This is a genomic window from Telluria sp. AZSoR62 (assembly GCF_058111565.1).
Genome location: NZ_JBYTST010000017.1, coordinates 1 through 14571, shown reverse-complemented (window position 1 = coordinate 14571; position 14571 = coordinate 1). Strand labels below are relative to the sequence as shown.

The window sequence follows — 14571 nt, the reverse complement described above, 5'->3', positions numbered from 1 at the left end:
GACCTAGGGACACGATGAGGGAAAGATCAACGCAGGATGCACGCGGCTTCTTCGTGCTTCCACAAGGATTTGAAGGCGGGGGCTACTACGTGTACGGCACGCCTGGTAACGGACGGGGTCAATTCGCGCATCCACGAATGATGACTGTCATCCAGGCGGTCGCTTGCGAGTGGTGTCAGGTCGACAGCCGCAAATTTGGCGTTGGGAACATCAGCCTGGCAGATGGCGAGCGATTTCAGCCGCACCGTTCCCATCGAAGCGGGCTGGAAGTTGACGTACGTGCAATCCGCAGGGATGGGAGAGAAGCGCCGTGCAATCGACTGGACGGCCAGTACGATCAAGGGGCAACTGCGCGGCTCATTGGGCTCTTCCTTCAACAGCCTATGGTCAAGGCAGTGCGTTTCAACGATATATCCATTCCTGGCGTCCGCTCCCTGGCCGGTCACAACGACCATTTTCATGTCGAAGTGCGTTTTTAAGGCGAAGCATGTTCAAACTAACTTTTTTGTTGATCGCACTGTCCTTTGCTGTGAACGCTAGCGCCGAAGACAGCGGGCCCGGTCCTTACAAGAAAGCAGCGGCAACCTACCGTATTTATGGAGGCGGGCTGGGCGATCCGAGAGCGCCGACCGTCAGGGATAAAAAGATTGCCATTTCAATGGAAGGCTCGGCTGCCCGGGAATTGTTCGACGCGATCGGTCCCGATAAACATGATGCATGCACGGAAGGGGGCGGCACGCGTGTCCGATTCCGCGACAAAGGCAATTTGACGTGCAGTCGGAGCAAGGAAGGGGAATACGAATGCAGCTTTGGCTTTGATCTTCGCGATGGAAAAAGCATTGGGGGTAGCGTCTGCTAGTCGCTGATGCACTTTCAACGACGGGATTCCGTGCGGGATCCAGGCGTAACCGGGTTGAGCGGAAGATGCTTCCGTAGCCACTCCCAACAAAAAAGACGGCCTCCGTCGGGATGCCGTCTTCATGAGCAGCCAACAGCGGCAGCGATTTACTGCAGCGGTGAAAGCTGGAGAAACAATCGCGCGTTACGACTTGCGGCGGCGCACCGCGCCCATGCCCAGCAGGGCCAGGCCGAACAGGGCCACTGATGCAGGCTCCGGTACGTCTGCAGCGCTACCGTGCAGGCGGAATGCCATGTCACCGAGGTCGGCCTGGCCCTGGTACTCCATGTTGAAGAACTGCGCCATCGTGCCGTTGCCACCAGGCATAGCGTACATGCCGGACTGGGTCCAGTTGGCCGTCGTCGTCGTCATGCCGATCCAATACTTGGTATTGGCGAGCATGTCGAAGCCGCTGAAATCCGCGTGCAGGCGGTTCTGGCCGCCCTGGACGCCCTCGGTATCGACAATGGAGATCGCCGAGTCGAAGCTGGCGAGGACAGTACCTGGGATGCCGGCGTCGCTCCAGATCGTGATCCGCGCGGCGTCGCCCACGGCACCAAAGAAATCGCTGCCGTAGATGTCCATCCCGTTGATGCGCGTCGTTTTATCAAACGACACCTGCTCGGCGAAATGCTGGATATCCAGGATATTGGTCCAGCGGTCACCTGACGCGTTGTCTTGGGCAACAGCAGGACTGAAATCCCAGACGACCGACGCAAAACTCGGGCTCGCAGCGAGGCAGAGCACCGCGGTTGCAGCAATTTTGGACAGATATTTGTAAGGCATAGTCTTCATTCGGGCATCTAGTTCTAGTACGGAGAGGAATTTACAAGAAGCAATTTCTATGCCAAAGTTTTCCTTTCTGCAACTCTGTTATGCGAATCAATAACTTATAGAGCTCAAACCAGATCCGACAGACAAGCACCTTGGAAACCGGGGCTCGGATGTAAAAATATTCGACAAGGAAAGAGGCGGCAAAAAAAACGGCACCCCTCAGGGTGCCGTTTTCATGTCAGCTCAGCTAAACGATCACTCGTCCTCGCCATGATGCTGCTCAGCCGGAGCCGCCGCATTCTGCTGGTCTTCCATCGCCTGCAGTTCGGCAGCCATGTTGGCCTTCTCCTGCTGCAGCAGTGCCTGGCGCTCTTCCGCCTCCCACACTTCCTTCTCTTTCTTGGCGCGGTGGAATGCCAGGCCGGTACCGCCAGGGATCAGGCGGCCGACAATGACGTTTTCCTTCAAGCCGCGCAGGCCGTCGCGCTTGCCCATGATCGCAGCTTCGGTCAGCACGCGGGTGGTTTCCTGGAACGATGCGGCCGAGATGAACGAATCGGTCGACAGCGATGCCTTGGTAATACCCAGCAGGACGTTCTCGTAGGTCGCTTGCAGTTTCCCTGCGGCTTCCATGCGGTCGTTCTCTTCCAGCAGTTCCGAACGCTCCACCTGCTCGCCGACGATGTAGTCGGTGTCGCCGGCTTCGACGATGGCCACGCGGCGCAGCATCTGGCGCACGATCACTTCGATGTGCTTGTCGTTGATCTTCACGCCTTGCAGACGGTAGACGTCCTGCACTTCGTCGACGATGTAACGTGCCAGCGCTTCGATACCCAGCAGGCGCAGGATGTCCTGCGGATCGGCCGGACCATCGACGATCATCTCGCCCTTGTTCACGACCTGGCCATCGTGGACCAGCACTTGCTTGTCCTTGGTGATCAGGAACTCGTGCTTGTTGCCGTCCATGTCCGTGATTTCCAGACGCTGCTTGCCCTTGGTTTCCTTACCGAAGGCGACGGTACCGGTGACTTCGGCCAGCATGCCCGCGTCTTTCGGCGAACGTGCTTCGAACAGCTCGGCAACGCGTGGCAGACCACCGGTAATGTCGCGGGTCTTCTGCGATTCGGTCGGGATACGTGCCAGCACTTCACCCACCGAGACGGCCTGGCCGTCCTTCACCATGATCAGCGCGCCAACCTGGAAACCGATCGTCACGGCGTGCTCGGTGCCGGCGATCTTCACTTCCTGGCCTTCTTCGTTCAGCAGCTTGACCTGCGGACGCACAACCTTGCCTGCGGAACCACGGCGCTTCGGATCGATCGCGACCAGGGTCGACAGGCCGGTCACTTCGTCGACCTGGCGAGCGACGGTGACGCCCTCTTCCACGTTCTCGAACTTGATGGTACCTGCGTACTCGGTGATGATCGGACGGGTCAGCGGATCCCAGGTTGCCAGGGCGGTGCCGGCCTTGACTGCCTGGCCGTCCTTGACGATCAGGGTCGCGCCGTACGGCACCTTGTGACGCTCGCGCTCACGGCCGTGGTCGTCGGTGATCAGCACTTCGCCCGAACGGGTAATGACGATTTGCGCGCCCTTGCCGTTGGTGACGTAACGCATGGTCGCCGTGAAGCGGACCGTACCGTTCGACTTGGCTTCGACCGACGACGCCACTGCGGCACGCGATGCCGCACCACCGATGTGGAAGGTACGCATGGTCAGCTGGGTACCCGGCTCACCGATCGACTGTGCCGCCACGACGCCGACTGCTTCGCCGCTGTTGACCATCGAGCCGCGGCCCAGGTCGCGGCCGTAGCAGGATGCGCACAGGCCGTAGCGGGTGTCGCAGTTCAGCGGGGTGCGGACCTTGACTTCGTCGATGCCCAGACGCTCGATCTCTTCGACCATGTCTTCGTCCAGCAGGGTGCCGGCTTCGTACACGGTTTCCTGGGTCTCAGGATTGACGACATCGTGGCCCGTCACGCGGCCGAGGATACGGTCGCGCAGCGCTTCGATGACTTCACCGCCTTCGACCATCGCCTTCATGAAGGTGCCGTTGGTGGTGCCGCAATCGTCCTCGATGACCACCAGATCCTGGGTCACGTCGACCAGGCGGCGGGTCAGGTAACCCGAGTTTGCCGTCTTCAGCGCGGTGTCGGCCAGACCCTTACGGGCGCCGTGCGTCGAGATGAAGTACTGCAACACGTTCAGGCCTTCGCGGAAGTTCGCGGTAATCGGCGTTTCGATAATCGAACCGTCCGGCTTGGCCATCAGGCCTCGCATACCGGCCAGCTGGCGAATCTGCGCTGCCGAACCGCGGGCGCCCGAGTCGGCCATCATGTAAATCGCGTTGAACGATTCCTGGGTGCCTTCGGTACCGTCGCGCTTGGTGACCGGCTCGACTTTCAGCTGGTCCATCATCGCCTTGCCGACTTCGTCCGACGTCTTGCCCCAGATGTCGACGACCTTGTTGTAACGCTCGCCGGCGGTGACCAGGCCCGAGCTGTACTGCTGCTCGATCTGCTTCACTTCCGCTTCGGCGGTCGCGATCATGCCTTTCTTCACGTCCGGGATCTTCATGTCGTCGACGGCGATCGAGATACCGGCGCGCGTCGCCAGGCGGAAGCCCGACTGCATCAGCTTGTCGGCAAACACGACGGTCGCACGCAGGCCGCACTTGCGGAACGACGTGTTGATCAGCTTCGAGATTTCCTTCTTCTTCAGCGAGCGGTTCAGCACGCTGAACGGCAGGCCTTTAGGGAGGATCTCGGACAGGATCGCACGGCCGACGGTGGTCTCGTAGCGCGTGACGGTGCGCTCGAATTCCTCGGTGCCGGCAACGCGTGGGTACTCGACGATACGCACGGTGATGCGGGTCGCCAGTTCCACTTCCTTGTTGTCGTACGCGCGGATGACTTCCGACACGTCCGGGAACATCATGCCTTCGCCCTTGGCGTTGATCGCCTCGCGGCTCGCGTAGTACAGGCCCAGCACGATATCCTGGGACGGCACGATCGACGGTTCGCCGTTCGACGGGAACAGGATGTTGTTCGACGCCAGCATCAGCGTGCGCGCTTCCATCTGCGCTTCGATCGACAGCGGGACGTGGACAGCCATCTGGTCACCGTCGAAGTCGGCGTTGAAGGCCGCGCAAACGAGTGGGTGCAGCTGGATGGCCTTGCCTTCGATCAGGACCGGCTCGAACGCCTGGATACCGAGACGGTGCAGGGTCGGTGCACGGTTCAGCATGACCGGGTGTTCCTTGATGACTTCTTCAAGGATGTCCCAGACCACCGGTTCCTGGATCTCGACGAGCTTCTTGGCCGCCTTGATGGTCGTAGCCAGACCCATCAGTTCGAGCTTGTTGAAGATGAATGGCTTGAACAGTTCCAGGGCCATCAGCTTCGGCAGGCCGCACTGGTGCAGTTTCAGCTGTGGGCCGACCACGATGACCGAACGGCCCGAGTAGTCGACGCGCTTGCCCAGCAGGTTCTGACGGAAACGGCCGCCCTTACCCTTGATCATCTCGGCCAGCGACTTCAGCGGACGCTTGTTGGCGCCGGTCATCGCTTTGCCGCGACGGCCGTTGTCCAGCAGCGAGTCCACTGCTTCCTGCAGCATGCGCTTCTCGTTACGCGTAATGATCTCCGGTGCGCGCAGTTCCATCAGGCGCTTCAGGCGGTTATTACGGTTGATGACGCGGCGGTACAGGTCGTTCAGGTCGGAGGTCGCGAAACGGCCGCCGTCCAGAGGCACGAGCGGACGCAGCTCCGGCGGCAGGACCGGGAGCACTTCCATGATCATCCAGTCGGGCTTGATGCCCGAACGCTGGAAGGCCTCGAGCACTTTCAGGCGCTTGGCGTATTTCTTGATCTTGGCTTCGGATTTCGATTCCTTCAGCTCCACGCGCAGGGCTTCGGCATCGCGGTGGATGTCGATCGAGCGCAGCAGCTCACGGATGCCTTCGGCGCCCATGAATGCGGTGAAGTCGTCGCCGTACTCTTCGTACTTGGCGGCGTAGTCGTCTTCCGACATGATCTGCGACTTCTTCAGCGGGGTCATGCCTGGATCGGTCACGACATATGCTTCGAAGTACAGCACGCGTTCGATGTCCCGCAGCGTCATGTCCAGGACCATGCCCAGGCGCGACGGCAGCGACTTCAGGAACCAGATGTGCGCGGTTGGCGAAGCCAGTTCGATGTGGCCCATGCGCTCGCGGCGCACCTTGGCCAGCGTGACTTCGACGCCGCACTTCTCGCAGATCACGCCGCGGTGCTTCAGGCGCTTGTACTTGCCGCACAGGCACTCGTAGTCCTTGATCGGGCCAAAGATCTTGGCGCAGAACAGGCCGTCGCGCTCTGGCTTGAAGGTACGGTAGTTGATGGTTTCCGGCTTCTTGACTTCGCCGAAGGACCACGAACGGATTTTTTCAGGCGACGCCAGGCCGATCTTGATGGCGTCGAAACTTTCGTTCGTTTGAACTTGCTTGAATAGATCGAGCAGTGCTTTCATGTATCACTCCAGGTGATTGAATTCTGTACTTGGTACAACTTCCGCCGGCTTCTCACTGATTTTCGCCAGTGCTTGCTGAGCTGCTCCCCTTGAAAGCGTCATCCCCGCGCAGGCGGGGATCCAAGTTTGCCAGCTTTTCGCCGGGCTTGCGCCCCAGCCTGCGCCGGGGCGACGTTTCAAGGACAGCAGACCGAGCCCGAAGGCCGGCGGCCATGCTGGCCTTGCTTAGTTGCGCTCGAGATCGATGTCGATACCCAGCGAACGGATTTCCTTCACCAGCACGTTGAACGATTCCGGCATGCCGGCGTCGATCACGTGGTCGCCCTTGACCAGGTTCTCGTACACCTTGGTGCGGCCGTTCACGTCATCGGACTTCACGGTCAGCATTTCCTGCAGCACGTAGGACGCGCCGTAGGCTTCCAGTGCCCACACCTCCATCTCACCGAAGCGCTGGCCGCCGAACTGGGCTTTACCGCCCAGTGGCTGCTGCGTGACGAGCGAGTATGGACCGGTCGAACGCGCGTGCATCTTGTCGTCCACCAGGTGGTGCAGCTTCAGCATGTGCATGAAGCCGACGGTGACCTTGCGCTCGAATGCTTCGCCGGTGCGGCCATCGAACATCGTGACCTGGTTCTTCGACGGGGTCATGCCCAGCTGGGTCGCGATCTCGTCCGGGAAGGCCAGGTCCAGCATGCGGCGGATTTCCGTCTCGTGCGCGCCGTCGAAGACCGGAGTCGCGAACGGCACGCCGTTCTTGAGGTTCTTCGCCAGGGTCAGGATTTCTTCATCGCTGAAGCTGTCCAGGTCTTCCTTGCGGCCGGTCTCGTTGTAGATCTGGCCCAGGAAGCCGCGCAGTTCTTCGGCCTTGGCTTGAGCCCGCAGCATGTCGCCGATACGCAGGCCCAGGCCCTTGGCCGCCCAACCGAGGTGGGTTTCCAGGATCTGGCCGACGTTCATACGCGACGGAACGCCCAGCGGGTTCAGCACGACGTCCGCAGGCGTACCGTCCGCCATGAACGGCATGTCTTCCACCGGCACGATACGCGAGACCACACCCTTGTTACCGTGGCGGCCTGCCATCTTGTCGCCCGACTGCAGGCGGCGCTTGACGGCCAGGTAGACCTTGACCATCTTCTGCACGCCAGGCTGCAGCTCGTCGCCTTGCGTGAGCTTCTTGCGCTTCTCTTCGAAGGCCAGGTCGAACTGGTGGCGCTTCTCGTTGATCGATTCCTTGATCGCTTCCAGCGCGTTCGCGGTGTCGTCGTCCGCAGGGCGGATGTCGAACCAGTGGAACTTGTCGAGATCGGCCAGGTATTCCTGGGTGATCGCGGCGCCCTTGGCCAGCTTCTTCGGACCGCCGTTGACGATCTTGCCGGTCAGCATGCGCTCGAGACGCTGGAAGGCATCGCCTTCGACGATACGCATCTGGTCGTTCAGGTCCAGGCGATAGCGCTTGAGTTCATCGTCGATGATCTGCTGGGCGCGCTTGTCGCGCTGGATGCCTTCACGGGTGAAGACCTGGACGTCGATCACGGTGCCGATCATGCCCGATGGCACGCGCAGCGAGGTGTCTTTCACGTCCGACGCTTTTTCGCCGAAGATCGCGCGCAGCAGCTTTTCTTCCGGGGTCAGCTGGGTCTCGCCTTTCGGGGTGACCTTACCGACCAGCACGTCGCCAGCCTGCACTTCGGCGCCGATGTAGACGATGCCCGATTCATCCAGGCGCGCCAGCTGGTTCTCCGCCAGGTTCGAGATGTCGCGGGTGATTTCTTCCGCGCCGAGCTTGGTGTCGCGGGCGACAACCGACAGCTCTTCGATGTGGATCGAGGTGTAACGGTCGTCCTTGACGACGTTTTCCGAGATCAGGATCGAATCCTCGAAGTTCAGGCCGTTCCACGGCATGAACGCCACCAGCATGTTCTGGCCCAGGGCCAGTTCGCCCAGGTCGGTCGATGCGCCGTCGGCGATCACGTCGCCACGGGCAACGCGGTCGCCAACCTGCACGATCGGACGCTGGTTGATGTTGGTGTTCTGGTTCGAACGGGTGTACTTGATCAGGTTGTAGATGTCCACGCCGACTTCGCCGGCTTGCGCCTCGTCGTCGTTCACGCGAATCACCACACGGCCCGCATCGATGTAGTCGACCACGCCGCCACGCAGGGCCTGCACGGTGGTACCCGAGTCGACTGCCACGGTGCGCTCGATGCCGGTACCGACAAAGGCTTTTTCCGGACGCAGGCAAGGCACGGCCTGGCGCTGCATGTTGGCGCCCATCAGTGCACGGTTCGCGTCATCGTGTTCCAGGAACGGAATCAAGGATGCTGCGACCGACACGATCTGGCCTGGAGCGACGTCCATGTACTGGATGCGCTCCGGCGAGACCAGGATGGTTTCGCCGGCTTCGCGGGCCGAGACCAGTTCGTCGATCAGCTGGCCTTCTTCATTGATCGCGGCGTTTGCCTGCGCAATGATGTAGCGGCCTTCTTCGATCGCCGACAGGTATTCGATCTTGTCGGTGACTTTGGAGCCGTCGACCTTGCGGTACGGGGTTTCCAGGAAGCCGTATTCGTTCAGGCGAGCGTACAGTGCCAGCGAGTTGATCAGGCCGATGTTCGGGCCTTCAGGCGTTTCGATCGGGCACACGCGGCCGTAGTGGGTCGGGTGCACGTCGCGCACCTCGAAGCCTGCACGTTCGCGGGTCAGGCCGCCCGGTCCAAGAGCCGAAACGCGGCGCTTGTGGGTGACTTCCGACAGCGGGTTGGTCTGGTCCATGAACTGCGACAGCTGGGACGAGCCGAAGAACTCACGAATCGCGGCCGAGATCGGCTTGCTGTTGATCAGGTCGTGCGGCATCAGGTTGTCCGCTTCGGCCTGGCCGAGGCGTTCCTTGACGGCGCGCTCGACGCGCACCAGGCCGGCGCGGAACTGGTTTTCGGCCAGTTCGCCGACGCAACGCACGCGGCGGTTACCCAGGTGATCGATGTCATCGACTTCGCCGCGGCCATTGCGCAGTTCGACGAGGATCTTGATCACGGCCAGGATGTCTTCGTTCGACATCGTCATGGCGCCGGTCAGTTCGTCACGGCCGATACGGCGGTTGAACTTCATGCGGCCGACAGCCGACAGGTCGTAGCGCTCAGGGCTGTAGAACAGGCCGTTGAACAGGGCTTCGACCGACTCTTCGGTTGGCGGTTCGCCAGGACGCATCATGCGGTAGATCGCCACGCGCGCGGCGGTCTGGTCGGCGGTGTCGTCGGTGCGCAGGGTCTGCGAGATGTAGCCGCCCTGGTCCAGGTCGTTCGTGTAGAGCGTCTGGATGTCGGTGACGGACGCGTCGCGCAGCTTGCCCAGCAGCTCTTCGGTCAGCTCGTCGTTGGCCACGGCGATGACTTCGCCGGTGTCCTGGTCGACGATGTTCTTGGCCAGCACGCGGCCGAGCAGGTAGTCTTCAGGGACCGAGATGCTCTTGATGCCGGCCGCTTCGATGTCGCGCACATGCTTGGCATTGATGCGCTTGTCCTTGGTGACGATGGTCTTGCCCGACTTCGGATCGACGATGTCGAAGCGCGCGACTTCGCCGCGCAGGCGTTCGGACACGAACTCCAGCTCGCCGCCTTCATTGCGGAGAACGAAATTGTCGAAGACGAAGAAGTTCGCCAGGATCTGCTCCGGCGTCATGCCGATGGCCTTCAGCAGGATCGTGACCGGCATCTTGCGGCGGCGGTCGACGCGGAAGAACAGGATGTCCTTCGGGTCGAACTCGAAGTCCAGCCACGAGCCGCGGTAAGGAATGATGCGTGCCGAGAACAGCAGCTTGCCCGAAGAGTGGGTCTTGCCGCGGTCGTGTTCGAAGAACACGCCTGGCGAGCGGTGCAGCTGCGAGACGATGACGCGTTCCGTGCCGTTGATCACGAACGAACCGTTCGTGGTCATCAGCGGCAGTTCGCCCATGTAGACTTCCTGCTCCTTCATTTCCTTCACGACCGGCTTGGTCGGCGATTCCTTGTCCAGGATCACCAGACGCACCTTGGCGCGCAGCGGCGAGGCGAAAGTCAGGCCGCGCTGCTGGCATTCTTTCACGTCAAACGCAGGGTCGCCCAGCACATAAGAGAGGAACTCGAGGCGCGCAAAACCATTGTGCGACACGATAGGGAAGATGGAGCTGAAGGCGGACTGCAGGCCTTCGTTCTTGCGGACGGACGGGGTGGCGTCGGCCTGCAGGAAATTCTCGTAGGATTCAAGCTGGGTAGCCAGAAGGTAGGGAACGTTGTGAACGTTGGCGCGCTTCGCGAACGACTTGCGAATGCGCTTCTTCTCAGTAAATGAGTAGTGCATGGACACTCCGTGAGTGACAGAAAGGATGAGAATTCAGGAATTGCCAGTGGTTGAAGCGCCACACGCAAGGCCTGAAGCCTCTGCTTTCCCGCCAGGTGAAAAAGGACGAGCTACTGCTGTGTTACGATATTTCCGTCTGCCGCATTTGTTGCCGTACGACAGGTATTGCACACGTTTGCCGCAGGGACGACAAAAGAGCCAAAGCCGCACCACCTCCCTTTCGGCAGGTTTCGCAAGCTTTGACTCCCGCGTTGGGCACCGAAGTGCCCAATGCACATGATTACTTCAGCTCAGCCTTGGCGCCAGCTTCTTCCAGCTTCTTCTTGGCGGCTTCTGCGTCGGCCTTAGGCATGGCTTCTTTCACGGTCTTTGGTGCACCGTCGACCACGTCCTTGGCTTCTTTCAGGCCCAGACCGGTGATTTCACGGACGGCTTTGATGACGCCGACCTTGTTCGCGCCGATTTCGGTCAGCACGACGTTGAATTCGGTCTGCTCTTCAGCAGCTGCTGCGGCAGCGCCGCCGCCGGCTGCAGGAGCTGCCATTGCAGCTGCCGACACGCCAAACTTCTCTTCGAATGCCTTGACCAGGTCGTTCAGGTCCATGACGGACATTTCGCTCACTGCGTTCAGGATATCGTCTTTGCTAATTGCCATTTGAAACTCCAAATATGTTGTGTGTGTAGTTCAGGTTGGTACTTGAAAAAAAAGGCCGCGCTATTAAGCAGCAGCGGTTTCTTCGGCTGCAGGAGCAGCTTCCGAACCTTCGCCTTTTTTCGCTGCCAGGGCAGCCAGACCACGTGCAAAGCCCGACACTGGAGCCAGCATCACGCCCAACAGCTGCGAGATGAGGACTTCACGCGAAGGAATGCTTGCCAACGCGGTAACGCCAGCTACATCGAGCTGCTTACCTGCGTAGTTACCGGCTTTCACGACCAGCTTGTCGTTGGTTTTAGCGAAATCATTGATGATTTTCGCTGCTGCAACGGCGTCGTCCGAGATCGAATAGATCAGCGGACCGGTCATGGAATCAGCCAGCGAGGCAAACTGCGTGCCTTCGACAGAGCGACGAGCCAGCGTGTTCTTCAGAACACGCAGGTACACGCCCTGGGCACGTGCGGTTGCACGGAGCTTGGTCAAGTGAGCAACCTGGATGCCACGGTACTCAGCCACGACGATCGTTTGCGCGGTTGCTACTTTCGCGGAAACTTCTTCGACGACGACCTTTTTGTCATTCAGATTAAGACCCACGGTCAATCTCCTTAAATGATGGGGACAAAAGCGTCCACATCGGTTCGAACACGGCGTCCGAAGTTAAGAAGCCAATCTGACGCGGATAGATTCACGCAGCGTGGACTACAAAACTTGTTCGGGTACACCATCTGCGTTGGGTGGCCTATTAACCTCCTGCCTGACTGCTGCATTCGGCCCAACGGTCTTTGATTGCCTGGCGAAGCGTTTCCGCCCCGCCAGCCCAAAGATGCGCTCCGCCATGTCTGGCGAAGACTGAATTCTTATTGCTTAAGCAGCGATCGAAGCGTGATCGACACGGACGCCGGCGCCCATGGTCGACGACAGGGCAACCTTGCGCAGGTACACGCCCTTCGAGGTGGCTGGCTTGGCCTTGTTCAGGGCTTCGATCAGCGCAACCAGGTTCGACTTGAGCTGGTCGTCCGAGAACGACTTGCGGCCGATGGTAGCGTGGACGATACCTGCCTTGTCGGTACGGTACTGGACCTGACCGGCTTTGGCGTTCTTCACCGCGGTAGCGACGTCAGGGGTGACGGTGCCGACCTTCGGGTTAGGCATCAGGCCGCGTGGACCCAGGATCTGGCCCAGGGTACCGACGATACGCATGGTGTCTGGCGAAGCGATGACGATGTCGAATGGCATGTTGCCGGCTTTGACCATCTCAGCCAGGTCTTCCATACCGACGATGTCGGCGCCGGCAGCTTTGGCAGCTTCGGCTTTTTCGCCCGATGCGAAGACAGCGACGCGCACGGTCTTGCCGGTGCCTGCTGGCAGGACGACCGAACCGCGGACCACTTGGTCCGACTTCTTCGGGTCCACGCCCAGCTGCACCGAGACGTCGATCGACTCGTTGAACTTGGCAGTGGCGAATTCCTTGACGATCGACAGAGCGTTGTCGAACGCGTAGACCTTGTTGCGGTCTACTTTAGCTTTCATTTCTTTGACGCGCTTGGACATCTTAGCCATTACACACCCTCCACCGTGATGCCCATCGAACGTGCCGAGCCAGCGATGATACGCACTGCTGCGTCCATGTCGGCGGCGGTCAGGTCCGGCTGCTTGGTTTTTGCGATTTCTTCAGCCTGGGCACGGGTCAGCGTGCCAACCTTGTCGGTATGTGGCTTCGGCGAACCCTTGGTGATGCCAGCGGCTTTCTTGATCAGGTAGGTTGCCGGTGGGGTCTTCATCACGAAGGTGAAGGACTTGTCGGCGAACGCGGTGATCACGACTGGAATCGGCATGCCCGGCTCGAAACCCTGGGTCTGGGCGTTGAACGCCTTGCAGAATTCCATGATGTTCAGGCCGCGCTGACCCAGTGCTGGGCCGATCGGTGGGGATGGGTTTGCTTTACCAGCTGCAACTTGCAGCTTGATAAAACCAATAATCTTCTTGGCCATGGAGTGCTCCTAAATTGGCTTTGAGTAGTAGCGCCCCACCACTACTACTCTGGCGGGGCTCCTCTTACCGGATTCCGCCTTGCTGCTGCGACGCTCCGATTAGTGCGTTTAAACCTTTTCTACCTGCCCGAACTCCAGTTCCACCGGAGTTGCGCGGCCGAAGATGGTGACAGACACACGCACCTTCGATTTTTCGTAATTCACTTCCTCGACGTTGCCGTTGAAGTCGGTGAACGGGCCTTCCTTGATACGGACCTGCTCGCCCACTTCGTACAGCACTTTCGGCCGCGGCTTCTCGACGCCTTCCTGGACCTGCTGCATGATCTTGTCGATCTCGCGCGCCGGGATAGGGGTCGGCTTGTTGCTCTTGCCGCCGATGAAACCGGTCACTTTGCTGGTGTTCTTCACCAGGTGCCAGGTTTCGTCGGTCATTTCCATCTCGACCAGCACATAGCCAGGGAAGAAGCGGCGCTCGGAAACGGCCTTGGTGCCGTTGCGCATTTCGACGACTTCTTCGGTCGGGACCAGGATCTGGCCGAACTGTTCTTGCATGCCGGCGCGCTCGATGCGCTCGGTCAGGGCGCGCATGACGCTCTTTTCCATACCGGAATAGACATGGACGACATACCAGCGCTTGTTGCTGACCGGGACACTCACCGGTGCTGCAGCGTCTTGTGGAATGCCGTCGGCCGGGACTTCACCCGGCACGTTGTCAACGTTATCGCTCATTAGTTTTTCCACCCCAGGACGACGTCGTACAACAGGAATTCGAGAACCTTATCCGTGCCCCACAGGAAAATAGCCGTCACGACCACGAAGGCAAAGACGATGCCGGTGATCTGGGTGGCTTCCCGACGGGTCGGCCAAACGACCTTCTTGGTTTCACGCACCGACTCCTTGGCGAAGCTCAGGAAATCACGGCCGGTGGTGGAAGTCCACAAAAGCAGGACGGCAAAAACTAAACCAGCCAAGAGGGCGCCTGCGGCGACCAAGGCTGGTTTGTTCTGGCCTTTCAGGTAAAAGAACCCGACAACGCCTGCAATCGTGGCAACCACCGCCAGTGCGACCTTGAACTTGTCATTCGAGGTGCTGACAGTTTGCACGGATTGGTTCGACATACTTTTTTTACTTTCGGTGCCTGGCACCAGAATCGGTGGCAGGGGCGGAGGGAATCGAACCCGCGACCTTCGGTTTTGGAGACCGACGCTCTGCCAATTGAGCTACACCCCTACGAAAACTTCTCGCTGAATCCAGCATTATACAGTATGCGTTCGCAGCCTGACAATGCTGTTCGAGAGGAACGGTTGCCCGCTCCCCTCTTTCCGTGGCTTATTAGGCCAGGATCTTGGCAACCACGCCGGCGCCGACGGTACGGCCGCCTTCGCGGATGGCGAAACGCAGGCCTTCTT

The 14571-nt window shown here is 60.0% G+C and carries 12 protein-coding genes and 1 tRNA gene; 2 read left to right on the top strand and 11 right to left on the bottom strand.

Going from position 1 to position 14571, the window contains the following annotated elements:
- Nucleotides 1-14 precede the first annotated feature (14 nt).
- Both AC3XQU_RS20870 and AC3XQU_RS20865 read left to right on the top strand, forming a co-directional pair.
- Nucleotides 15-479, top strand: a complete 465-nt coding sequence (locus tag AC3XQU_RS20870; protein ID WP_489876076.1) for a penicillin-insensitive murein endopeptidase — start codon at nt 15-17, stop codon at nt 477-479.
- An 8-nt stretch (nt 480-487) separates the two neighbouring features.
- A complete protein-coding gene (locus AC3XQU_RS20865; RefSeq protein ID WP_489876075.1) occupies nt 488-859 on the top strand; it encodes a hypothetical protein in 372 nt (123 codons plus the stop codon).
- Between the two features lie 183 nt (nt 860-1042).
- Here AC3XQU_RS20865 and AC3XQU_RS20860 read toward each other — a convergent pair whose 3' ends face one another.
- The 11 genes from AC3XQU_RS20860 to AC3XQU_RS20810 form a co-directional block, all read right to left on the bottom strand.
- The gene (locus tag AC3XQU_RS20860) at nt 1043-1693 is read right to left on the bottom strand and encodes a PEP-CTERM sorting domain-containing protein (protein WP_489876074.1); all 651 of its coding nucleotides are present in this window, start codon (nt 1691-1693) and stop codon (nt 1043-1045) included.
- A 234-nt stretch (nt 1694-1927) separates the two neighbouring features.
- A complete protein-coding gene (gene rpoC, locus AC3XQU_RS20855) occupies nt 1928-6181 on the bottom strand; it encodes a DNA-directed RNA polymerase subunit beta' (protein ID WP_489876073.1) in 4254 nt (1417 codons plus the stop codon).
- Between the two features lie 225 nt (nt 6182-6406).
- On the bottom strand, nt 6407-10516 hold the full coding sequence (gene rpoB / locus AC3XQU_RS20850) for a DNA-directed RNA polymerase subunit beta (RefSeq protein ID WP_489876072.1): 4110 nt from the start codon (nt 10514-10516) through the stop codon (nt 6407-6409).
- Nucleotides 10517-10796: 280 nt separating this feature from the next.
- Nucleotides 10797-11171, bottom strand: a complete 375-nt coding sequence (gene rplL, locus AC3XQU_RS20845; RefSeq protein WP_489876126.1) for a 50S ribosomal protein L7/L12 — start codon at nt 11169-11171, stop codon at nt 10797-10799.
- Nucleotides 11172-11234: 63 nt separating this feature from the next.
- Nucleotides 11235-11765 carry a 50S ribosomal protein L10 gene (gene rplJ, locus AC3XQU_RS20840; protein ID WP_489876071.1) on the bottom strand — a complete coding sequence of 177 codons (531 nt, stop codon included), beginning with the start codon at nt 11763-11765 and terminating at the stop codon, nt 11235-11237.
- Nucleotides 11766-12035: 270 nt separating this feature from the next.
- Entirely contained in the window at nt 12036-12731 is a 696-nt protein-coding gene (gene rplA / locus AC3XQU_RS20835; RefSeq protein ID WP_489876070.1) for a 50S ribosomal protein L1, read from the bottom strand.
- The gene (gene rplK / locus AC3XQU_RS20830; protein WP_020653552.1) at nt 12731-13162 is read right to left on the bottom strand and encodes a 50S ribosomal protein L11; all 432 of its coding nucleotides are present in this window, start codon (nt 13160-13162) and stop codon (nt 12731-12733) included. Before rplK ends, rplA begins: the two co-directional genes overlap by 1 nt.
- Nucleotides 13163-13270: 108 nt before the next feature.
- Complete coding sequence (nusG, locus tag AC3XQU_RS20825) at nt 13271-13891, bottom strand: transcription termination/antitermination protein NusG (RefSeq protein WP_171085302.1); 621 nt, start codon at nt 13889-13891, stop codon at nt 13271-13273.
- Nucleotides 13891-14280 (bottom strand): preprotein translocase subunit SecE, encoded by a 390-nt coding sequence (gene secE / locus AC3XQU_RS20820; RefSeq protein ID WP_171085303.1) that lies wholly within the window; start codon nt 14278-14280, stop codon nt 13891-13893. The genes nusG and secE overlap by 1 nt, the downstream gene beginning before the upstream one ends.
- A 36-nt stretch (nt 14281-14316) precedes the next feature.
- Nucleotides 14317-14392 (bottom strand) — tRNA-Trp (locus tag AC3XQU_RS20815).
- 102 nt (nt 14393-14494) lie between these two features.
- Nucleotides 14495-14571: EF-Tu C-terminal domain-related protein (locus AC3XQU_RS20810; protein ID WP_465263164.1), on the bottom strand; the 77-nt coding region annotated here is incomplete at its 5' end.